Source organism: Paenibacillus sp. B46(2026), from assembly GCF_056786355.1.
In genome coordinates this window covers 254,444-277,005 of the sequence record NZ_CM165907.1, presented here as the reverse complement: position 1 = coordinate 277,005, position 22,562 = coordinate 254,444, and the positions used below count along the sequence as shown (strand labels likewise).

Here is a 22,562-nt window from a genome sequence, read left to right as displayed (position 1 = left end):
GAACCAGGGCATCGAGTTATCCTGACAGACTTTCTTGAAGAACCCCCATCTGCCCTTGTTCCTGTTCTTGTTCCTCTTCTAGATTCTGTACCCGCATCCTATGCTTCATTTCCCTCACGGACAACACCGAGGCCATCAGGCTTCGGGTGTAGGGATGATTCGCTGAGCTGGTCAGCTTTGAACTCTCCACGACCTCAACGACTTCACCCTGGTACATGACGGCAATTCGATCACTTACCTGTTGCACCACCGCGAGATCATGCGATATGAAAATGGATGAGATGCCTGTTTCCTTTCTCAACTCCACCAACAGATCCAGGATCTGCTGCTGGATGGAAACATCCAGTGCAGAGGTGGCTTCATCGAACAGGATGATGTCTGGCTCTACTCCAATCGCACGAGCAATGACTGCTCTCTGCTGCTCTCCCCCGCTCAGTTCATGCGGATATTTATCCGCCGTAGCGGCAGACAATCCTACCCTTTGCAACAGCCTGAGCACTTCCTGCTCCGCTTGTTGGCCTTTCATTATTTTATAATTGATGAGTGGCTCTCGAATAAAAGCTCCAATCTTCATTCGCGGATTAAAGATAGCCGAAGGCTCCTGGAATACCATCTGGATCTGTTTCCGTTGTTGACGTAGTGCCTTTCCGTTCAATCGGGTAATATCCTGCTGACGATAGCGAATCTGTCCTGAAGTCACTCGCTCCAAATGGGTTACACATCTGGTGAGTGTGCTCTTCCCGCTACCACTTTCCCCGACAATCCCCAGACACTCCCCGGGATACAGCTCCAAATGAACAGCTTTCAGTGCGTCGACTGCCCTATGTCCCTTTAACTCATAGGTTTTGCACAGGTTTCTCAGTTCCAGAATCGGTAACTTCTCATGAGCCATGAACAATTCCCTCCAATTCAGGTACAGCACTCAGCAGCTTGCGGGTGTAGTCATGCTGAGGATCGGATATGACGCCGAAAGTATCTCCCATCTCAACCAATGTACCACCCTGCATGACACCAATTCGGTCCGCCATATGAGCTGCAACGGCAATGTTATGTGTTACGATGATCATGCCTGTCCCTTGGCGGGAACGAAGCTCGCTCAATCGGTTTATCACTTCATTCTGTGTCGTCACATCCAGTGCACTCGTCGGCTCATCTGCAAGTAAAAGTTCAGGCTCCATCGTAACCGCCATAGCAATCGCCGTTCGTTGTTTCATGCCCCCACTAAGCTGCGAGGGATAGGCACGCATGATTCGTTCGGGATCTTCCAATCCCATGTCCGAGAGCATATTCACAGCCATGGTCTGAGCAGCTTTTCTGGACACGGTGAAATGAGTACGAATCGCTTCAATATACTGACTGCCGATGCTGCGAATCGGATTAAGATACGAACCACTGTCCTGAAACACCATGGCAATCCGCTTCCCTCGCACTCCAGCCCAATCCAACCGCGACTGACGTAGAAGCACTTTTTCCTGAAAAGAAATCTCCCCTTCGACGTATCGACCACCTTCTGGTAACAGGCCAAGCAAAGCCCGAATCAGGGTCGACTTTCCGCTGCCACTTTCACCTACAATCCCGATAATCTCCCCCTTATTCATGGAGAAGGATAAGTCCTGTAGAGCCAGAGAATCACCCTTATAGGTTACGGACAGATGATTGACACTAAGCAAGGGCTTCATTACTGGCCAACCTTAATATTACGATCCAGCAGATAGAAGTCGATGGGATACATCGTCGCGCCTTGAACGTTGCTTTTACTCACAATATTAATCGGGGTATAGGTCAAAAACATATAGGCTGCATCATCCAGAATCATCTGCTGGGCCTCTGTTGCAAGGGCATACCTTTTCTCCACGTCAAACTCGGAGTGAAGGCGTGTAATTACCTCATCCAGCTTCGGATTGCTATAGCCGCCCACATTCCATTCCGCCCCCGTCATGAAGTAGAAATCCAGAATATACTGCGGGTCACCTGTGATACCTGTATTAATACTTGTTAAAGCGAGATCGTAATTTCCGCTCTTCTGATGATCGGTTAGATCCTCATAAGAGGTCATCTCCAGCTGAATACCAATCTCCTTAAGCTGGGACTGCATCGCAGCAGCCACAATCGAATCGGACTCGTAAGCGGAGTTGAGAATCAGCTGTAGCGACAGCTTCTTTCCATCTTTTTCACGAATGCCATCGCCATCTGCATCTTTGAAACCAGCCCCATCCAGCAACTGTTTGGCTTTCTCCGGTTCGTAATCATATCCTTTGATCTTGTCATAACCAAAAGGTAGAGCTGATGTGAATGGTCCTTTGGCTGCCTGACCGCCCACCAGCGTATTTGCGTACATCTCCCGGTCAATACCATATGAGATCGCACGGCGAACCTCCGGATCACTCAGCAGCGGATTGGTTGTGTTGAACCATACGAATTGGGTACGCAAGCTAGGAATTTCGTCAATAGTGTATTGATTCTTGTCCTGGAATAATGCCAAACTGCTGCGTCCCACGTTACTTGCTACATCAATCTCTCCGGATTGCAGAGCCAGTGCACGTGTGCTGTCATCCTTGATATATTTGAACGTCAATGTGTCGACATCTGCCGCACCACCCCAATACCCGTCATACTTTTTCACCTGAATCTCCTGATCCGGCGTATAACCTGTCACCATAAATGGCCCGGTAGCAATTGGCTCGCTCTTGAATTTCGATGTATCTGCACCAGTATCGACAATGATAAACAGTGGCTCGGCAATATTACCAGGCAGGGACGCATAAGGCTCTGTCGTCTTGATCGTCAAATCTTGCCCTTCAGCAGTCATCGAGGCCACTGGCACAGTTGCTTGTCCTCTCTCGTTTAGCTCTATGGAGCGTTCGATCGATTTTTTCACCGCTTCTGCGGTTACCTTATTTCCGTTATGGAAGGTTACACCCTCTCGAATATGAAAATGCCATGTCGTATCATCCACACGTTCCCAAGTGTCTGCAATTTTAGGGACCAGCTTCATATTCTCGTCAAACTGAATCAGCGTCTCACCAATCCCTGCACGCGTAAGCGTCCAGCCATTCCATTCTTCTGCCGGGTCCAGATTGCTTCCAAGCCAGAACAAGGCCACATTCAGATGAGTTGGTGCACTTGTAGTACCCTTGTCCGTAGCCGCCGACTTCTCCGTTGCATCAGACGAGGTCGATGGATTATTGGTGGTGCCACAAGCTGCAAGCAAGAACACAACAAACATGGATATGATGGTAAGCAGGATTGATTTTTGAAAATTCCTCTTCATTCTGGTTCCTCCAGTTAAGCTGTATTTTTCTTGGGATCAAGCACATCTCGCAGACTGTCTCCCAGTAAATTAAAAATAATAACGGTGCTAAATATCGCCAGGCCCGGATATATCAACAGCCACGGCGCAGTCTGCAGATATCTTCTGCCCTCATTTAACATAGCCCCCCACTCGGGGTTCGGTGGCTGCGCGCCAAGCCCGAGAAACGATAACCCCGAGATGGACAGCATCATACCACCCACATCCATCATCGCCATGACGATGAGTGGAGACATCATATTGGGCAGGATGGTCCTGCCCATGATCTGTATCTTGCGTGCTCCGCTGAAAGCAGCGGCAGCGACATATTCCTTTTGCTGAAGGGAAATCACCAGGCTTCTGGCCATCCGTGCATACTTCGCCCACCAGACAACCGACAGTGCCAGCACGGTATTGAACAATCCCGGCCCGAGCATCCCCACTACGGCGATCGCAAAAATCAAGCCCGGAAATGCCATTAATGTATCAGACAGGCGCATGAGCACCATATCCGTCACACCCCGAGCGAAACCGGCGAAGACCCCAATCGCTACACCTAGTACGAACACAATGCCAATCATCATAAAGGTTAACAGCAGCGAAGTCCGTGCCCCGTACAGAAGGCGTGACAATACACAGCGGCCTAGCTGATCGGTTCCGAGCGGATATTCGGCGCTGGATGGCTGCAACACTTTGGCAAAGTTCGTTGCAAGTGGATCATGTGGTGCGAGCAGCGGCGCAACCATGGCAAGAATAATCCAGAAGACGGTCAGAGACAGCAGGAATGTGAACCAGCGATTTTGCAGTAATACAAGTCCGAAGGTTCTCATCTATACATCCACATCCAGTCGGATTCGGGGATCACGAAGATGTGTCCATACATCAACCAGCAGATTCAGCGTGACATATATAATCGCCATCCAGATGACATACCCCTGAATCAGCGGATAATCCCTTGTGAAAATCGCATCCACGGCCATCTGTCCAACGCCCGGCCACACAAATAAACTTTCCACAATCGCTGCACCACCTAACAAAGCACCTGTCGTCATGCCCATAAGGGTAACAATCGGCAGCAGGGCATTAGGGAGAATATGACGCAAAATAATGATCGACTCCTTCACACCTCTGGATCTTGCCCCGATCACATAGTTCTGGCTTGTCTCCTCCAGCAGGACCGTACGAATCTGTCTGCTGTACTGGGCAACAAGTGGAATCGCGAGTGTACATGCAGGCAGAATCAGGCTGTTCCATCCAGAATTGCCCATCACTGGCAGCAACTTCAGCTGTACACCGAAGACCAACATGAGCAACATCCCCAACCAGAAGCTGGGCATCGATAATCCGGCAAAAGAGAACAGACGAATGACATAATCCAGCCATTGGTTACGGTAGACAGCCGACAGCATTCCTAGTGGAAATGAGACCAGAATAACCAGAAGCATAGCGCTTCCTGTTAGCCAAAGCGTTGCCGGGAGCCGTGCCATGAGCACGTCCAGTACGGGACGATTGTATTTATATGACGTACCAAAGTCTCCGGTCACCACCTGTCCCAGCCATGTCCCGTATCGGTAGAGAAAAGGTTCGTCCAATCCAAGCTCTGACCTCACCTGCATGACCAGCTCATCCGATGGCGTTACTCCTGTAGACATGAGCATAAGTCTGGCCGGATCTCCAGGAGACAGATAGGTTAGCAGGAACGTCAGAAACGTGATGCCGAACAATACGACAACCAGTTGTAATAAACGTTTAACGATATATCTGCTCAAGTGCTCAAACGTCCTTCCCCAAAACTTTATGTATGTGCCATGATGTTCTCCGTCCATAACAAAAAAGGCGTCCCTCTCCGTGTTACTGGATGAGGACGCCTTAAATAAACAGATTTTCAGAAAAAATCATGCTCTCTAAACACCTTCCTATCTCCCGTAGGGTACTACTGTGTTTGTTAAACCTGGCAGGTCTCCTGGCTCCAGAATCATCGTCACTTGCAGCTCCTTCCCGGCTTAAACCAGTGGATTATCGCTACCTGACTCCTCTGTTACAGTGGCGGGACCGCGCCGGTATTACACCGGACTTCCCTATTAAGCTTCCACCCTGACGGGCAAAGCACCAAGTTCCACATATTCAATTACACTACTGTATCAGTATAGCGGGACAACGTTTAATGATCAAAACTTTTCTTTTAAATTTGAAGCAATAGGTGCAGCTAATCGCGAATTCTCGACCCCTTCGGAGATACGCCCGTCACACGCTTAAACATCTTGGAAAACAATAATGGGTCCGTGTAACCGACAGAATGGGCCACTTCACTGACCGACAGCCCTGGATTCTGAAGAAGTTCGGCAGCACGATTCATACGGTACTCCAGAAAAAAGGACTGTAGCGACATGCCATATCGCTCTTTGAACAATCCCGATAGATACGTGCGATCCAGCCCCACAGCTTGGGCAATATCCAGAATGGAGGTTCGCTGGCTGTACCTGTTCTCCATAAACTGCACCGCCTGCCGGATGTACGTCTCTTTATTTGAAAGGAGTTGCCCTATTTGTTCCTCCACAGGCGAAGAAGAGATTAATTCTGCCATCAAGCGGTACAAGAGACTCTGGTTCAACACATCGCCTCCCGGTCGTGTGGAAGCTTGGACCATCTCCGTATACAACTGTTCCATCGTATTCGTATCATGGGCATCATATATCGGGCACTCCGGGCTCAATTGGGCACGTTGCATGAATGCTTTGGCTTGTACGCCTTTAAAACCGAACCACGAATACGTCCAGGGCTCCTTCGGATCTGCCTCATAATGAATAAGCGTATCTGGGAGAATGACAAAACCCTGTCCCTCGCTAAGCTTGTATTCCTGATCCTCCATGTACACGGTACCCCGTCCTTCATGGATGTAATGCACAACGTAGGAATCACGTACACCCGGTCCCCAATAATGGGCAGGGTCACACGCCTCCCACCCGAAAAATAGCAGGACCAGCTCCATCTGTGTCCAACCTGTGGGAACCACATTCATCTCAATTGGACTCATTTTATGCCCTCCCTCCTTACTTCTTTCCGCGGATCATCATCTATACGCTAATATAAATTATAACAGCTAAAGTGCATAAATATTAGTTGAAAACGGAAACAAAAATGGGATTATGCCATGTTTGAGAGGGGTTGAGCCATAGTTATATGTGCCGAATCGGCCTATAGTTGGGGTACAACATTTTCAGGGAGGCTGAACTTAAGATGAACAAAATTACGTTTCTCGGTGCAGGAAGCACCGTCTTTGTCAAAAATGTATTGGGTGATGTCATGATGACTGAAGCACTGCAGGATTTTGAGTTGGCATTGTTCGATATCGATGCGCAGCGTTTGAGCGATTCAGAGCGTTTGCTGACCAGTCTGGCCCATTCGATTGGAAGTCGTTGTGTCATTAACGTATATCATGACCGCAAAGAAGCGCTGCGCGGAGCCAAATATGTCATCAACGCCATTCAGGTGGGTGGGTATGATCCATGCACCATTACGGACTTCGAAATTCCGAAGAAATACGGACTGCGTCAAACGATTGCAGATACACTCGGTATCGGCGGAATTTTCCGTAACTTGCGGACGATTCCGGTCATGCTGGATTTTGCCCGGGATATGCAGGAAGTATGTCCGGATGCATGGTTCCTGAACTATACCAACCCGATGGCCGTGCTTACCAACGTCATGAACGTGCATGGTGGGATCAAAACCGTAGGGTTGTGCCATAGTGTGCAGGTATGTGTACCACATCTGTTCGATGCACTGGGGATCGATCAGACAGGTGTCGTGGCTAAGATTGCAGGGATCAACCACATGGCGTGGCTGCTCGAAGTTACCAAAGACGGGCAGGATCTGTACCCCGAGATTAAACGTTTGGCGAAGGAAAAACAGAAGGAACAACATGACGACATGGTTCGTTTTGAGCTGATGCAGCGTTTTGGCTATTATGTAACGGAATCCTCCGAACACAATGCCGAGTACCACCCTTACTTCATCAAGCGGAATTACCCGGAGCTGATCGAACGCTTCAACATTCCACTGGATGAGTATCCACGTCGCTGTGTGAACCAGATTGAAGGCTGGAAAGAAATGCGTACCAAGCTGTTTGCCAGCGAAAATATTGAGCATACCCGGAGCCGTGAATACGCATCGCATATTATCGAAGCGATGGAGACGAATAACCCGTACAAGATTGGCGGAAACGTTATGAACAACGGACTGATTACGAACCTGCCGCGTGAGGCTTGTGTCGAGGTACCTTGTCTGGTCGATGGATCAGGAATCAGCCCTACGTACATTGGGGATCTGCCACCACAACTCGCGGCATTGAACCGGACCAACATCAACACGCAACTGCTGACAATTGAAGCGGCAATCACTGGCAAGAAGGAACATATCTATCACGCCGCCATGCTTGATCCGCACACGGCTGCCGAGCTTTCTATCGATGACATCGTAGCGATGTGTGATGAGTTGATTGAGGCTCACGGCGACTGGTTGCCAAAATACACGTCATAATATAAAAGCACCGTTTCCTTTGCAGCTAAAGGGGACGGTGCTTTGTACTTTAATTGTTGAAATCATTATAAAATGTGTGTATTCCAATTTGGTTAAGGAATCATCCACTACAGATGACTCTTGAAAACAAGCGCGCCACTCTATCTGATTCACCGGATATAGTCAATTTCAAGAGCTACGTGTAGGCATGTTCCTAACATTTTGAAGGCTATTTTCTCGCTTGTCCGTCATGTACTTGTTAAAAAAGTCCGTGTTTATTCCTGTCATATGATGAAAGAAGGAAGTCTCCACTTTCCAATCCTCCTCAATCATATATCGGATATCCACAAGACCTTTCTTAGAGAGCAGATCAATAATGGTTTTGATTCGCATCGGTTTTTGAAGCGGAATTGTATGATCGAAAGGTTCCTTTTCCAAATATCCTCTTCGGTGCATCGCTGCATAGAAATTGCGATGATCCTTTGCCTCCATCATCCCTAAATGCGCTGCTCTGTACCCCAGCACTTGTAGTGAAGTCTTCCATTTCTTTTTCAAGTCAAGATATTGGTCGGGATTCGTCTTGTGAGTGATATCATTCATGTCCATTGCGAACTCTTCTTCAGGCAATAAAAAGGCACCCGCAAACAGATTGGCTTCATTCTCGATCATTTTGTGTTCTTTCCGATCCAGATTGACAAACTCAAGACGATAATGAAGCAGCAAATGACCAAGTTCATGTGCAATATCGAAATTCCTGCGAACCGCGGAACGTTTGATGTTACCCAGTATGATAAAAGGACGATCATTCCGCGTCCAAAGACTGTACGCATCAATATCTTCACCAATCGCCTTCTCAAAAACGTACACACCACTTTTTTCAATCCAAAACATGAGGTTCTCATTCGTAGATGGCTCCAGATTAAGCCGCTGCCGCGCAAGATGTGCAGCATGATAGATCTGAGTCGCACGATCATCATCTGAATGATTCATATATTCAATGATCTCTTCCCGCAACTTGATGATGTTCAGCGTGGGGAGGCTAATCTGAGCGGTGATATAATTAATGAACGTATCCAAATATTCTACGTGTTTTGCTTCTGTCTGTGTCTTTGAGATTACATTCAACACCTTTGAACGATAGGCAATGTTCATGACATCAATATTGGCGGAATTCATATGCTGTGCTAACATATCTTTTGCATAAAAATACTTGCTTTTCACACTGAAAATGCGTTTCAACTCATTCACAATTGGCACTTTGGGAGAGGTATACGCATTTTCATATTGCCAGACTGCTTGTTCTGTCACACCTAATTGTTCGGAGAGTTGCTTTCTCGAATATCCATGCATGATCCGTAAATTGGTCAAATTTTCACCAACGAACATGCTGCTCCCTCCTTACTGGACTGCGAACTACCAAGGAATCAACCCCGCTGTTCTTCTTCCAAAATTTCAATATCATAAGCCGCCGGATCAACGATATCTTCCATATCTGGTGCAAGTACCTCACGGTCACTCTCATTTAACTCAGCACCTGAGATCAGATCCGACAAATCTTCTATAAAATAAGCGATATTATCATGCGGATTGGGCAGATAATGCTGAACCTTCGAAATTTGGTATGCATCATCAATGGCATAAGTGAGTATATGAAATTCATTATACGTAGATGCAAAATGTTCAAGTTCTTCTTTCACACGACTGACCTGACTCTCTGAGAGGGGAAAAGACAGTTGCTCTACTCTTTCGACCTTACCATGTTCAGCATGGATTGGTTGGGTTAAAGAGAATTTTAAATCTTTATTAATCTTGGAGAGATCATGTAGATACGTACGGAACGCACCCTTGTTATCGCCACCCGTAGGTATCTTGGCTCTGGAAAAACTATTTTCGTTAAAGTAGGCAGCGTTCTTAATCAGGAACAGAACTTTTGAATCTTCGTGTGTGAACTGAAGATAATCCCACGTTAAACCTGCTTTGGATTTTTTGTGAGTGAATCCTTGTTCACCGCGTTCAACGCAATAATCTGCGATTTTGCTTTCGATAAAATTACCCTTTGTCCAGGCAAAGGCTGAACTAATCTTCATGTTCGCTTTCCGATCTTTACGGTGCTCAATATAGTCATGGTATCCTTCAACAATAGCATCAACAATCATCTGACTATGTTCCGACTTGAACTTATATTGTTCCATATGGATCACTCCGATTCAGAAATATGAAGACAAGTTATATTTTAATCGAAATTTGCATACAAGGATATGATTTTTTTTGTTATTTTTAAAGTGGAACTGATTTCAATGTCATTCATCCAAACGGATTCTGTGCCCACTGCAACAATCTCTTTTTCGTGATTTTGCCATGGGAGGTATGTTTGACCACTTGTCCCTGATCGACCAGAAGTACCTGTGGTGACTCATGGTGAACCTCTGTCTCTTCCGCAATATGGCGGGACAACGAGCGATTTTCAATTACTTTAACGATGCGGTAATCCATGGGTTGTTTGGGATCGGATGCATTGGTGGCCACAAACGCCATAAACTCTCTGTACGCTCTCGCACTGGTTGGACACGTCGTGCTGTGCTTCAGGATAAGCACCGGATGATCCTGCGAGCGATGAAGCGCGTCTTCCCAGTCACCCGGTTTGTGCAACTCACGGACATGTTCGCTGAGCATATGTTCCGAGTCCGCCCCCGCACGTTTGCTAACCACCGAACCAATCACAATACCGAGCGCCAAGCCAAAAGCAATCCCGAGTCCAAGCTGTTGCGTAGCCGTACCAATACTGACTCCCATGGCAACACCTATAGCCAGCCATACGGCTTGATGATTCACTTTTTTCTTCATGCAGATCTTCCCTTCTTAAACTATGTATATCAGGGCTATAACTTCCCACCTTATATTCTGATCAAATTATAGCATAGGCTTCTGCGAGTGGGCTTTGATAATCTTCATCTCCGGGTACAGATTTCAGCGTTTGGATTTATGCAAAATGCTCATTTGTGATACACTGGTTGTAATTTGGAAACGATGAACATGAAGAATGGATTGGAAGGGCGGAAATTCCATATGACATATGCATTTATGATTGAACCGCAGGATTTTATTGCGCTGGATAACGAAGACGAGCTGATTGAGAAATGTCAGGAGTGGGGCCTGCTTTCCGGTAAAGCGACCAAACTCAAAACGTTCTATTATAAAGGAAACGGATTGAACATGCCGTGCACCATCATTGGATATGTCGATCACATGGCAGCCGTTATTCAACTGGATAATGGACAAAAGCATTGTATTCACCCGTCTTATCTGAAGGAAATGCAAGCGTCCAGTTACAGCGCCAGAAGCATAAGTAATGCCGGGTCAGATCGAAGCACAGAACCCTCAACTTCGGATACAGTCGCACCAGGCGCTCCTGCCGATGTTACGCCAACTCCCGATGCACTGGTTAACCCGGATGAAATTCCGGCGGATCTGGCCGATTTGGACGACACGGACACAGATGAACTCTCTTCGGGGCTGAAGGGTGATCCGGATGGGCTGGTAGAAGAGTATATTGGACCTCAAACCGGGGCAGCCAGTGAAGCCAAACCTAAAGCGAGCAAAGCCAAGACCGTCAAGATTGATCTGCCAGAAGGCAAAGTGAAGATGAGTGCCGTTGTCAAAGAATTCACCACTGTGCCGAATCACTTCTCTGACAATGACGATGAAGTCATCATCTATGAAGCAGTTACCATCACGGAGCCAGACGTCATCGATGTTGGGGAAGCCTGGTCGAGCCACAGTGCTACTGTGAAGAAACAAGAACTGGAAGTGGGAGATGTTATCACGTTTGAAGCGAAAATTATCAAGAAGAAGCTGACACGTAACCCGGTTCCTTATAAAATCAACAACCCTTCCAAGATTCAGAAGGAAGGTTAATCTCACTCCGTACAGGAAAAAACAAAAATCCTCCACAACTGCTCAAAGCAGATCGCGGAGGTTTTTGCAATTTGAAAGCTTTATTTAGTGAAGAGTACGCTCTTAAGCTTGTCCCGGCGTAGCACTAATCTGAAACTGTACACCAAACTTGTCAACGACCGAACCGTAGGCTGGACTCCAGAACGTCTCTTGTATCGGCATTTTCACTTCGCCGCCATCTTCCAGTTGGTTGAAAATCGCTTTGGCTTCTTCCGCCGTATCCGTGTTCACCGTAACCGTAACATGATTACCTACAGTGTACGGCATACCTGGAAACGTATCAGACAACATTAATACCGAGCTGCCAATCTGCAAAGAAGCATGCATAATACGGTCTTTAGCTTCTGGCGGGATGGGGTGATTCGGGTCAGATGGACCGTCGCCAAATGTTTGCAGCGCCAGCACTTCGGCTCCAAATGCCTTTTGATAAAATTCTACCGCTTCACGTCCATTCCCGTCTGTTACCAGATACACATTCAAGCTGATTGACATGCGTTCTTCATCTCCTTGGGCTCATGTAATTATACGATTCACGCCACTTGCGACATGAGTATATATGAACAGGTTGTCCTTTGACAAGCGTATATTCCTGCACTCATCCCTTTGAACCTTTACACGATTAGGGTTACCAATATATTCTTTTTCCATCCTGCTGGTGATCAGGTAACGCCTCTTGTCCCGGCATAAGAGGTTTTGGATCATGTCCCTTTTATCAAAAAAAAGACCACTCTCCCGAATCCTGTCGGTAAAATGGTTGTGTTCAATCCTATGAAGTTATCGAGCTTGAACGATGTTATCTATTTCACTTTTCAATAAGAGGTATCGGTGAACACTTCTCATGATCGGGACCTTCGTTAGTTTGTTCTTGTCCACGTACAGTTTCATCTGGTCTTTGGTCAAACCGAGCAAACTTCCTGCTTCCGATACCGTCAATACTACCTCTGGGTTCGTAGCATTAAACGTCCTCTTTACTTTCTGATTCCAGTCCTCGAATACCTGCATAGATCAGCGACCTCTCCTATCCATAGCCAGTTATTATCAGGCTGAATGTATCTATTATACCATACTTGTGCTACTTGTAGCTTAATCCTTGCACAGAACCATAATCTGTTAGGCTTATTCGACTGCTGTAGCATAACAAAAAGAGCCACTTCTGAACGTGGCCCTTGATAGTATCTCCATGATATTCTTACGCTTCTTCCCAGAAGCGACGCAGGTTGTCCATGGCAATCTTGGATGCCGACTTGCATTCCTCCATGCCCTCGAACTCCACTGTAATGTTGCCATCGTAACCGGAATCTTTGATGAGCTTTACAATTTTGCGGATCGGAATATCCCCTTGTCCAACGATGGCACCACGCAGGAAGTTGCCGTAGGCTGTCAGAAACCATTCACCCTCACCCGGATGCTCATCATAAGGACGGAAGTAGAAGTCTTTGAAGTGGACCAGGGAAGCGTACGGCAGATTTTTCATGACACCGATGATCGGATTCTCATCCACGCACATGAAGTTGCCAATATCAAGTGTTGTTTTGAAGTTCGGACGGTCCACGGCATGCAGCACACGTTGCACCCGGTCACTCGCCTGCACACTGAAGCCGTGATTCTCAATGGTTGTGGTGATACCAAACTGCGCGGCATAGTCCGCAATGATCTCGCTTCCCCGCACCATCAGCGGCAGATGTTCCTCGAACCAGGCAATGGTCATCTTCTCCTTCGGCAGGGTAAACGCCGTGACGTCATGACGCATATGTTTTACACCCATCCGGTGTACGACATCCACATGCCTTTTGACCCGAGCCATCTCTTCTGCAAACGCCTCTTCCGTCTCCTGCACGAAATTGGCTGGCATCGAGTAGTTGGACAGTTCAATACCCGCAGACGCCGCCCGCTCCCGAATCGCATCAGCCAGATCGTGATTATCCTCTACGGTATAACCGTAAGGCACCATCTCCATATGCTCGCCACCGTTCGCCGCAATCCAGTCGATTACATCCAGCACCGTCATCTCACCCGAATTCAAATCATTCAACAAACTATACGTGCTCAGGCCCACTTTCATCTGCTCAGCTCCCTATCGATATTGTTGGATAAATTGAACCGCCTTGCGAATGTCCCTCTCCGGCTGATCGCCTACCTCACGCTCAATCGTCAGATAACCGGTGTAACCAATCTCCTGAAGAGCCGCAAAGTATCCGTCAAAATCAACGCCACCCTCGCCCAGTGGAACCTCACGGAAAAACGTCCCGGAAGAGACCATCTCGGCAATCTTATCGTGATCCATAGGGGCATAACCGACCGCTCCGTATACGTCTCGCGGATCAACTTCTTTCAGCCGTACCCCATCCTTCACATGGGTATGTACGATGTAATCCTTAAGCAGATGAACACCCCGCGCCGGATCATCTCCGGTCACCATCACCATATTCGCCGGGTCAAAATTCACCGATACTCCGTTGGTCGACAGTGTATCCAGAAATCCTTTCAAGTCAGCAGCCGTTTCCGGTCCTGTCTCAATGGCAAAGTATGCGCCAACGCTTTTGGCGTACTGACCTAATTCCTCACAAGCAGCATGCAGTGTAGCATAAACTTCCGATGAAGGGTCATGTGGAACAATACCGATATGTGTTGTGACAATGTTGGTGCCCAGATCGAGGGCCAGATCCACGATCCGCTTAGACTTCTCCACTTTCCACGGATTATTTTCCTTGACCTGAAATCCATGTCCGCCCAGATCGCCGACCAATGCTGAAATTTCAAGACCCAGAGAATCGATGTAACTCTTTAGCTCTTTGCGCGCCGCAGGCGACAAATTATCCGGGTCCATCTCTCCCTTGACAGCGTAGATCTGCACACCTTCTGCACCTACGTCTTTGGCTTTGTTCAACCCTTCCCGTACGCCTACGCCAAAGCTATCCACGATGACACCGATCTTGTTCGTTAATTTCATGTCATACCTCCCGTGATTGGATGAGCAACTATGCGCTTCTCTAACTTATTTCTGCCCTATACGTTCTCATGTAAATGTTAGGTTCGACTCATTACTGATATCAACAAGTTTCACCGACTTAATCTCATACGGTTTGAAGGTCAGTTCGAATGCTCCGTTCGGACAAGCCAACGGATGGATCTCATCCTCCAACAAATTAATGATGGATGCCTTAATTTCCTTTTCAGCCCACTGGACATGCACCGTTTCTCGACTTCCTGATGATTCATAGAAACGTAGTACTGTTCCCGAGCCATCTTCTGCAGCCTTAATTGCATCCAGAATGACATGTTCACTCTGGAACTGAACCCAAGCGTGTTCGGCTGGCAATGGACCGGAGTGCTGACTCGCTGCAACAACCCCCACCGGATGATTAAGCTCCATCGCCCGGCGAACCACGGCGGCCTGTCGCCAATCGCCCTGATGGGGCAGAATCGAATATGTGAATTCATGCTCACCCTGATCGGCATGTTCATCCGGCCATTTTGGAGCACGAAGCAGGGACAGGCGGATCGTCCGATCCTTGATGTCATACCCGTACTTACAATCATTCAGCAAACTCACACCACTGTTGCCCTCCGAGATATCCGCCCAGCGATGCCCGCAGACCTCGAACTGCGCCTGCTCCCAACTGGTGTTGTTATGGGTCGGACGCTCCAACGCTCCAAACGGGATTTCATAGGCCGCTTTGGCTGCCACCAGATCCACCGGAAATGCCACCTTGAGCAGCTTATGGCTCTCATTCCAGTTCACTCTCGTATGGAAATCAACACGCCGCTGGTGGCGATGCAAAATGATATCCTGGCTGATCTCAGAGTGATTCAGCTTCCAGACAAAACGCAGTACATCTCGCGTAGCCCCACGCTGTACAACCTCTCTGGAGATCAACTGCACTGCACCTGCCCGCTGGGATTCAAATCGTGGATCGATATCCCATGCATCCCAGTACGTCGGTTTGTCGTGGAAAAACTGCCACTCATTCGCCCGATCACTGGGCTTCAGCCAGTCGCGTTCTGCTGTTTTGTCATACCATCTGGTGATCTCTCCCAAGTCATTGAACTCAAGAGTATAGAATTCAGTCTCCCATGTAGAAGGGAATTGTTCTTCTTCCCTTACTGGAAGGATAACATCCGATGCGTCGCGCAGCCATATGGTTGTATACCCAAACGCAGGAATCGATGGAACATGCACGAGCAGCGTGTAGTTATCTTCCTTTTGCTCAAGATCACAGGCCAGACGGTTACCTTCACGATCAAATGCAGCCACCGTGGTGAGATTCGCATCACCTGTAATGGTGATATTCTCTCCACGTTCCCAGCCAAGGCTGTTGAATATAATGTAGGGGAGACCATCCGCTCCATCTGTCATAACCCTGTCCGCAAGGGTATCCAGCGCTTCCCGCAGTGCGGATGTACCTAATGTAAATACCTTCGTGTACTCCTCAGTGGACGTTACGTATACTTCAGGAATCGACGTTCCTGGAATAATGTCATGGAATTGGTTGAGCATGATCAGCTTCCAGCCCTCATCCAGATTATTCTTCGTGTGTGCGGCGCAAGCTCCGGCAAACTGCCCCCAGATCTCCGCTTCCCGATATAATACCTCTGCCTTCCGGTTGCTACGTTTGTTCCTCGCATGAGTTGTGTATGTTCCGCGATGTAGCTCCAGGTACAAGTCCCCGTGCCACTTTGGCAACGTCGGTTTATTTATTGATATATCTTCAAAAAAAGCGCCTGCTGTGCTGAATTTGCTGATCGGCTGTCCCACCATCAAATGGGACCGCTCCGCAAACTCCACCATCTCATGGGTTACGCCACCACCACCATCGCCATGACCGTAAAGCAACATTTGCTCGGGGTGCACATCCTTTTGTTTAAATGATTGCCAATGTTCATCCACATCTTTGGGACGCGTATGCTCATTCACCCCATGATTCAGATACGCCAGCACGGAAGTTCCGTCAATGCCTACCCAGTCGAAAAGGTCATAAGGAAACGCATTGGTATCATTCCAATTCAGCTTGGTGGTCATAAAATAAGGAATATTCGCAAGTTTCAACATCTGCGGCAAAGAAGCACAGTAGCCAAAGGTATCCGGCAGCCACTCGATGTTGGAGCGTTTGCCAAACTCGGCCTGATAGAAGTTCTGTCCATACAGAATCTGCCGAACTAACGACTCACCACTCGGAATATTCAGATCCGGCTCCACCCACATGCCTCCAACCAATTCCCAGCGGCCTTCGGCAATACGGGCTTTAACTCGCTCGTACAGCTCCGGGTAATGATCCTTCACGAAGGCATACAGCTGCGGCTGGCTCTGGGAATACACAAAATCCGGGTACGTATCCATCAACGTACACATGGTCGAGAACGTGCGACTGGACTTGCGAACCGTCTCACGTACAGGCCACAGCCAGGCAATATCAATGTGGGATTGTCCAACCAGATGCATGAATCCACTTCGATATTCCTCCGGGTCTTCCTGCTGTACCGACTGTACTAATCCATGTTCGAAGTTCTGTATCCAGGCTGCATCACTCCAGCGGTCCGGATCATTGTACATCTCATCCATCACCCGATGAATGGCCTGAACAAATGCCATCCGCTTGGGCTCCTTCTCGTTATATGTCCGGAGCGACTCGGCGAGTACCGTCACGCTGTACATCAGGCTCTGCAATGGCTGATTGATATGAACCAGTGCTGCCCGGATGCCCTGAATAGGCGGCTGAATAACGGCTTGTCGGTTGAGTGGATCATGCGGCTCTGGAATCGGATCGTAGAGTTCAATCTCCAACTGCGGCGTATTCCCTACCCGACTTCTCGGAAGAGGTACGAATCCGTGATTTCGATCCAGTCCGTGATAAGGTATGCCATTCACCTTCAGCAGCCCTTCTCCTCCGGCCTCGAAGATCAGCCCAACAGCCTGATCTTGCCATTCCGCCGGAATCTCCACACATTTGCTCAAAAAATACGTCGTTCCATGGACACTGTTCAGCGGATTCAAGTTTTGCATTGCCTTGTCTGTCTGCTCATCTTTATTTTCATATACCTGTTCGTACTCGTATTCCCCTGGCCGGATATATCTGGCCCGCTGCATCTCCCACGCTGGAAGCTCGATCGTATCCAGCCACTGCGACCGGTTCATATCCTCAATGAATCGCTGAATTCGAATCATACCTCCACCCCTACCTTCTGGATCTGCAGACTACAAGCAGTCCAGTCCATGGAATTGCGGCCAACCATGAGCCTGAATTCGCCCGGTTCCACGACAGACTGGAGACGGGAGTCGACCAGTGTGAGATGTTCTTTTTGCACAGAGAACGTAACGGTTTGGGTCTGTCCTGGCTCCAGATGGATTTTACGAAAACCTTTCAGTGACATTTCAGCCCGCGTGACCGAAGCCGATACATCCGTGATATACAACTGCACAACCTCGCTTCCCGCAACTGCTCCAGTATTCGTGACTTCAACCATCACCTGTGCTTCATCTTCCGGGCCGATTACGTCCGGTATAACCCTTACATTCTCGTATTTGAATTCGGTATAGCTCAGTCCATATCCGAACGGATACTGCGGCGCAAGATCCATCTCCAGATACCGCTTGCCACGAGTACGTTTGGCATGATAGTAGACTGGGAGTTGACCAACATGCTTAGGAATGGAGACGGTCAGGCGACCCGAGGGATTCACATCGCCAAATAGAATATCCGCGATTGCGTTACCGCCTTCCTGCCCTGGGTACCACGCTTCCACAATGGCATGAACATGCTCATCAATCCAAGGTTCAGCAATAGGGCGGCCGTTAATATACACCACAATAACGGGTTTTCCCAGCTTATGTACCTCCTGCACCAGCTCCAATTGAACACCCATGAGATTCAGGGATGTCCGGTCAATGCCCTCACCGCACTCCATGTCGTTCCATGGATCATCTGTTACCACAGACGCACCTGTCCGCAAGTCTATCGTACCTTCGCCAAAATCGCGTGCGCTGGACCCGCCCATCACCATCACAATGGCATCCGCCTGTCCCGCACAGGCGAGCGCTTGCGCAAAACCCTCTCTGGAGTCGCCTTTAATCCGGCAGCCAGGCGCGTACAGCACCTGACCCGAATCAGCGCCAAGCTTGCGCGTAATGCCATCGAGTACCGTGACGATCTGCTCTCTCGGCTGTGGCGAGGTATAGTCCCCAAGTTGGTTATAGATATGGTTCGCGTTCGGACCAATGACTGCTAGCTTCGTGCCTGTTTTGGAGAGTGGCAAGGTAGCCCCTTCATTTTTCAGTAAAACAATTCCCTCTTGCGCAACTTCCCTCGCCAGCTGAATATGGTCTTCACATCCGATGACCTGTTCTGCAAAGTCAGGATCTACGAAAGGCTGTTCGAATAACCCGAGTCTGAATTTCATCTCCAGCACCCGCCACACAGCCAAGTCCAGATCCTTCTCTTCGATCAGCCCCTGCTCCAACGCCTGACCGAGATGTTTGCGGTACATGTACCCGGACATCTCCATGTCTACCCCTGCCTGAAGGGACTGTGCTACGGCCTGCTCCCCGTTCTCGGCGGTGTTATGTCCGTGGACCAGCATCTGAATAGCTCCAAAATCAGTAATGACAAACCCATCAAACCCCCACTGCTCACGCAAAAGGTCATTCAGCAGATACGTACTGGACGTGCAAGGCACGCCATCAATCTCGTTATACGCGGTCATGACAGAGCATGCTCCGGCTTCCACTGCCTTTTTGAACGGCAACAGATCTATTTCATGCAATTCACGTAATCCCATATGCACAGGTGCTGCATTACGCCCACCCTCCGAGCTGCCATAAGCCGCAAAATGCTTGAGTGTCGCGACAATCGTCTGATTGGAATTGAGGCGATTACCCTGTAGCCCCTTCATGGCTTCTACTGCAAATTCACCGATTAAGTATGGATCTTCGGCAAAACACTCCTCTGTCCGTCCCCATCTCGGGTCACGCACCACATCAAGCACTGGAGAGTAGGTTGCCGCTCCCCCCTGACTCCGGGTCTCCACAGCGATGGCTTCACACATCTTGCGATATAACTCCATGTTCCACGTGCTACCTACTGTTAACGGTACAGGAAACACAGTCGCTCCAATCGCCATATGTCCATGGGAACACTCTTCTCCGAACAAAATGGGAATGCCCAGCCGGGAATGCTCCATGGCATACTGCTGAATGACATTCGTTGCGACAGCTCCCTGCCGTGGGGACAGCCCCGTCTCAAGCGTCACTTCAGTCCATGGGTCGGCCCGAAGCACACCATATAGAGAACCTACACCGCCCTGCTTGATGTCCGTTTTAAACTCTTCCGTCACCTGTACTGTACCATCTGCTGCCTTTACATACGTCTTCCATCCCATCGGCTGGATCAGTTGCCCGATCTTCTCTGCCGTTGTCATCCGTCCGATCAGATCCTGAACCCGTTCCTGAATGGGAAGCGAAGCATCTTTATAGTCCATATGCACATTCTCCTTATGCGTTCGGAATTAGTTAGGCGCATGCACTCACATGGCTTTGCGGTAGTCACTTGGTGCCACACCCACCACGTTTTTGAAAGCCCGGTTGAACGAATTATAGTTCGTGTAACCCACTTCCTCACTGATCTCCTGAATAGCCTTATCGGTCTCCTGCATGAGTAGCTTGGCTTTTTCGATGCGATGACTAATGAGCAGATCCACAAACTTCTCCCCAATCTCATCCTTGAAAAGCTTGCTCAGATACTTCGGATTAATATCGAATAAATCACTAAGGTAGTTCAGTGACAGATCGGGATTGTTGTAATGCTCTTCGATGTATTTGCGAATCTCCAGAATATGTGATCTGTGTTTCCGGGAACAATGCAGCGTCTGCATCTGCAGCGCCAGTTCGCTGAATCCTTCCCAGCACAGTTCACGCAGATCGTCTAACGTCTCCCAGCCCTCCAGCCTTGGGAGAAGCGGGGTGAATATCGCAGCCCACGAATCCTGATACTCCCGTGGAAGTTCGGCAAATTCCCGGTTGTAATGCTGAAATAACAATTGGATCGTATTCATAATCTCCTGACGGGACAGGACAGACTCACTAATCTGTTCAAATAGCCTTTCAAAATGTTTTTCCCACACATCGTCCGATAAGCGCATCGCCTGTACCAGCAGCGAGATGGTCTTCAGGAACTCATACACATCATTGGTCGAATTCGGCACATCACTACATGGAATGATGCGATTCATCCCAAGTACAGCCTTGTACTCCAGCGCGTGCACGGCCTCTTTCAATGAAGCTCTCAGCCCCCGAATATCGACGGCGACCCGACCAACACCGATAGTCACGGTGAAATTCAGATACTGATCGATTCTGTCCAGATAACCAGCGAGCAATCGATGCTCGGTCTCCTCAGCCTGTTCCATTTCCGGAATCCAGAGGATGGCGTACAGACGCTGATCGGAGACCCATTCAGCCCACACTTCCGTTCCTTCATGACGTGCACTCTCCTGCAGAATGCTGGATAACACGAATTTCAAGAGGGATTGGTCCTGATGTTGATACTCCGTCACAAATGCATCATACCGATCCATCTCGACTACCAGGACGGCCCAATGATGCTCCAGCTCAGGCAGTTTGAACTTCTTCATCTCCGCTGTCAGCTCAGTGCTCGTAAAGTCTCGTGTGCCCTCCAGCAACTCCTGAAAGAACATTTTTTTCTGCAAAATCAGATTCTCTTCATGCTCCTCCTGATATTGCCTTGTCTGATCAATCATGCGTTCCAGTGTTGTATGGATGAATCGGAACTCATTCTCCTTGCCATAGTTCAGCCCCGATTGCTTCTGCGAGGACACCGTCTGAATTAGCGTGACAATCTGCTGAATCGGCTTATAGTTTCTGCGAGTCACATAGATCACCCACACCACCCCGATCAACACAACCACTACCGCAAAGGCAAACCAGATATTATAAAATTGCAGTGCCCATTTGACGATTTTGCCGTTATTAAGACCTGTCTGCACCTTCCAACCGCTATAACTCGACGTAAATTCGGAGAAGACTTCTCCCGACGTGGTTTTAGTGGAAACTGTAACCCCTTCGGGCATACTGCTATCCCACAGATTCCCGCCCGAACGGTTGAAGATGTTCACAAACGTAAATTCCGGATCATACATCTGCATGATGGATTTCCTTAGGGTATTCAGGTCCACGTTCGTGACCACAAGTCCTTTGCCGTTCCCTACACTTCGCACAATCGTAATCACCTGCTCAGCCGCTTGCGAAGGGAAAGCTCGGAACGCTCGTGCCCCTGCCCACTTCTGTTCGTCCCTCGCCTGGCTATCCGCAATAAATTCTGCATCCGGGAACTCTTCAATCGGGACAGCCTTCCCGTTACTGAAGACTGTGCCATCCCCGTATCGAACGAGATAAACCGAGTCAACGAGTGGATATTCTATTTTTAATTCATCAATCACCTGGACGGCCTGCATGCCAGCATACACATCTTCGCTGCCAGATGCCGAGAAATAATTCTTCAAGTTAGGGTTGGTCAAAATCTCACGCAGCACCTTAAAGTCGATGGAGCGCAAGGAGTTGTCCAGATATTGCGTGACCTGTGAAGCTAGAAATTCATTGGCCTTGAGCGCTTCTCTTCGATTCTGTTCGTTGAATACCTGGAAGAAAATAAAGAACAGCATGGTCATCACAATAAAGAAAACAGGTAAATACGATAACAGCAACCGCCTAAACCAATTGTTGTTCATCTCCGAGATCCCCCCACCATTACTGTTCATGTTGAATGACGACAACCACTCGCGCTGGTCGCTA

18 protein-coding genes and 1 riboswitch are annotated in these 22,562 nt (G+C 48.5%); of the genes, 2 read left to right on the top strand and 16 right to left on the bottom strand.

What is annotated here, in order from left to right; all coding sequences use genetic code 11:
* Positions 1-16: 16 nt before the first annotated feature.
* From AC1S8V_RS01275 to AC1S8V_RS01250, 6 genes are all read right to left on the bottom strand, one after another.
* Positions 17-892 carry an ABC transporter ATP-binding protein gene (locus tag AC1S8V_RS01275; RefSeq protein WP_482072127.1) on the bottom strand — a complete coding sequence of 292 codons (876 nt, stop codon included), beginning with the start codon at positions 890-892 and terminating at the stop codon, positions 17-19.
* On the bottom strand, positions 882-1,679 hold the full coding sequence (locus AC1S8V_RS01270; RefSeq protein ID WP_482072126.1) for an ABC transporter ATP-binding protein: 798 nt from the start codon (positions 1,677-1,679) through the stop codon (positions 882-884). Before AC1S8V_RS01270 ends, AC1S8V_RS01275 begins: the two co-directional genes overlap by 11 nt.
* Complete coding sequence (locus tag AC1S8V_RS01265) at positions 1,679-3,271, bottom strand: ABC transporter substrate-binding protein (protein WP_482072125.1); 1,593 nt, start codon at positions 3,269-3,271, stop codon at positions 1,679-1,681. Before AC1S8V_RS01265 ends, AC1S8V_RS01270 begins: the two co-directional genes overlap by 1 nt.
* Before the next feature lie 14 nt (positions 3,272-3,285).
* Positions 3,286-4,119, bottom strand: coding sequence for a nickel transporter permease (nikC, locus tag AC1S8V_RS01260; protein WP_482072124.1), 834 nt, complete (start codon positions 4,117-4,119; stop codon positions 3,286-3,288).
* Complete coding sequence (gene nikB / locus AC1S8V_RS01255) at positions 4,120-5,058, bottom strand: nickel ABC transporter permease (protein WP_482072123.1); 939 nt, start codon at positions 5,056-5,058, stop codon at positions 4,120-4,122.
* Positions 5,059-5,225: 167 nt separating this feature from the next.
* A riboswitch (cobalamin riboswitch) is annotated at positions 5,226-5,418 on the bottom strand.
* 77 nt (positions 5,419-5,495) lie between these two features.
* Entirely contained in the window at positions 5,496-6,323 is an 828-nt protein-coding gene (locus AC1S8V_RS01250; RefSeq protein ID WP_482072122.1) for an AraC family ligand binding domain-containing protein, read from the bottom strand.
* Positions 6,324-6,526: 203 nt separating this feature from the next.
* On the opposite strand from AC1S8V_RS01250, the gene melA reads away from it, so the two are divergent.
* Complete coding sequence (melA, locus tag AC1S8V_RS01245) at positions 6,527-7,828, top strand: alpha-galactosidase (RefSeq protein WP_482072121.1); 1,302 nt, start codon at positions 6,527-6,529, stop codon at positions 7,826-7,828.
* Positions 7,829-7,996: 168 nt separating this feature from the next.
* Here melA and AC1S8V_RS01240 read toward each other — a convergent pair whose 3' ends face one another.
* The 3 genes from AC1S8V_RS01240 to ytxJ form a co-directional block, all read right to left on the bottom strand.
* The gene (locus AC1S8V_RS01240) at positions 7,997-9,193 is read right to left on the bottom strand and encodes a spr1629 family repressor/antitoxin (protein ID WP_482072120.1); all 1,197 of its coding nucleotides are present in this window, start codon (positions 9,191-9,193) and stop codon (positions 7,997-7,999) included.
* A 38-nt stretch (positions 9,194-9,231) separates the two neighbouring features.
* On the bottom strand, positions 9,232-9,999 hold the full coding sequence (locus tag AC1S8V_RS01235; protein WP_482072119.1) for a spr1630 family ClpXP-sensitive toxin: 768 nt from the start codon (positions 9,997-9,999) through the stop codon (positions 9,232-9,234).
* 112 nt (positions 10,000-10,111) lie between these two features.
* Entirely contained in the window at positions 10,112-10,651 is a 540-nt protein-coding gene (gene ytxJ, locus AC1S8V_RS01230) for a bacillithiol system redox-active protein YtxJ (RefSeq protein ID WP_482072118.1), read from the bottom strand.
* Between the two features lie 222 nt (positions 10,652-10,873).
* Between ytxJ and AC1S8V_RS01225 the strand changes: the two genes are divergently transcribed.
* Positions 10,874-11,722, top strand: coding sequence for a hypothetical protein (locus tag AC1S8V_RS01225; RefSeq protein WP_482072117.1), 849 nt, complete (start codon positions 10,874-10,876; stop codon positions 11,720-11,722).
* Between the two features lie 102 nt (positions 11,723-11,824).
* Here the strand turns inward: AC1S8V_RS01225 and AC1S8V_RS01220 are convergent, their stop codons facing one another.
* From AC1S8V_RS01220 to AC1S8V_RS01190, 7 genes are all read right to left on the bottom strand, one after another.
* Positions 11,825-12,253, bottom strand: a complete 429-nt coding sequence (locus AC1S8V_RS01220; RefSeq protein ID WP_482072116.1) for a VOC family protein — start codon at positions 12,251-12,253, stop codon at positions 11,825-11,827.
* Between the two features lie 282 nt (positions 12,254-12,535).
* Positions 12,536-12,763 carry a hypothetical protein gene (locus AC1S8V_RS01215; protein WP_017691180.1) on the bottom strand — a complete coding sequence of 76 codons (228 nt, stop codon included), beginning with the start codon at positions 12,761-12,763 and terminating at the stop codon, positions 12,536-12,538.
* Between the two features lie 187 nt (positions 12,764-12,950).
* Entirely contained in the window at positions 12,951-13,823 is an 873-nt protein-coding gene (locus AC1S8V_RS01210; protein WP_482072115.1) for a sugar phosphate isomerase/epimerase family protein, read from the bottom strand.
* A gap of 12 nt (positions 13,824-13,835) precedes the next feature.
* Positions 13,836-14,711, bottom strand: a complete 876-nt coding sequence (locus tag AC1S8V_RS01205; RefSeq protein ID WP_482072114.1) for a sugar phosphate isomerase/epimerase family protein — start codon at positions 14,709-14,711, stop codon at positions 13,836-13,838.
* A 66-nt stretch (positions 14,712-14,777) separates the two neighbouring features.
* Positions 14,778-17,924 carry an alpha-mannosidase gene (locus AC1S8V_RS01200; protein WP_482072113.1) on the bottom strand — a complete coding sequence of 1,049 codons (3,147 nt, stop codon included), beginning with the start codon at positions 17,922-17,924 and terminating at the stop codon, positions 14,778-14,780.
* Positions 17,921-20,233, bottom strand: coding sequence for a glycoside hydrolase family 3 N-terminal domain-containing protein (locus AC1S8V_RS01195; protein WP_482072112.1), 2,313 nt, complete (start codon positions 20,231-20,233; stop codon positions 17,921-17,923). The genes AC1S8V_RS01200 and AC1S8V_RS01195 overlap by 4 nt, the downstream gene beginning before the upstream one ends.
* A 45-nt stretch (positions 20,234-20,278) precedes the next feature.
* Complete coding sequence (locus tag AC1S8V_RS01190) at positions 20,279-22,498, bottom strand: helix-turn-helix domain-containing protein (protein WP_482072111.1); 2,220 nt, start codon at positions 22,496-22,498, stop codon at positions 20,279-20,281.
* Positions 22,499-22,562: the final 64 nt, after the last annotated feature.

Coding starts and splice junctions, on each gene's coding strand:
- AC1S8V_RS01275 (WP_482072127.1), bottom strand. CDS start 892: ATGGCTCATGAGAAGTTACCGATTCTGGAACTGAGAAACCTGTGCAAA.
- AC1S8V_RS01270 (WP_482072126.1), bottom strand. CDS start 1,679: ATGAAGCCCTTGCTTAGTGTCAATCATCTGTCCGTAACCTATAAGGGT.
- AC1S8V_RS01265 (WP_482072125.1), bottom strand. CDS start 3,271: ATGAAGAGGAATTTTCAAAAATCAATCCTGCTTACCATCATATCCATG.
- nikC (WP_482072124.1), bottom strand. CDS start 4,119: ATGAGAACCTTCGGACTTGTATTACTGCAAAATCGCTGGTTCACATTC.
- AC1S8V_RS01250 (WP_482072122.1), bottom strand. CDS start 6,323: ATGAGTCCAATTGAGATGAATGTGGTTCCCACAGGTTGGACACAGATG.
- melA (WP_482072121.1), top strand. CDS start 6,527: ATGAACAAAATTACGTTTCTCGGTGCAGGAAGCACCGTCTTTGTCAAA.
- AC1S8V_RS01240 (WP_482072120.1), bottom strand. CDS start 9,193: ATGTTCGTTGGTGAAAATTTGACCAATTTACGGATCATGCATGGATAT.
- AC1S8V_RS01235 (WP_482072119.1), bottom strand. CDS start 9,999: ATGGAACAATATAAGTTCAAGTCGGAACATAGTCAGATGATTGTTGAT.
- ytxJ (WP_482072118.1), bottom strand. CDS start 10,651: ATGAAGAAAAAAGTGAATCATCAAGCCGTATGGCTGGCTATAGGTGTT.
- AC1S8V_RS01225 (WP_482072117.1), top strand. CDS start 10,874: ATGACATATGCATTTATGATTGAACCGCAGGATTTTATTGCGCTGGAT.
- AC1S8V_RS01220 (WP_482072116.1), bottom strand. CDS start 12,253: ATGTCAATCAGCTTGAATGTGTATCTGGTAACAGACGGGAATGGACGT.
- AC1S8V_RS01215 (WP_017691180.1), bottom strand. CDS start 12,763: ATGCAGGTATTCGAGGACTGGAATCAGAAAGTAAAGAGGACGTTTAAT.
- AC1S8V_RS01210 (WP_482072115.1), bottom strand. CDS start 13,823: ATGAAAGTGGGCCTGAGCACGTATAGTTTGTTGAATGATTTGAATTCG.
- AC1S8V_RS01205 (WP_482072114.1), bottom strand. CDS start 14,711: ATGAAATTAACGAACAAGATCGGTGTCATCGTGGATAGCTTTGGCGTA.
- AC1S8V_RS01200 (WP_482072113.1), bottom strand. CDS start 17,924: ATGATTCGAATTCAGCGATTCATTGAGGATATGAACCGGTCGCAGTGG.
- AC1S8V_RS01195 (WP_482072112.1), bottom strand. CDS start 20,233: ATGGACTATAAAGATGCTTCGCTTCCCATTCAGGAACGGGTTCAGGAT.
- AC1S8V_RS01190 (WP_482072111.1), bottom strand. CDS start 22,498: ATGAACAACAATTGGTTTAGGCGGTTGCTGTTATCGTATTTACCTGTT.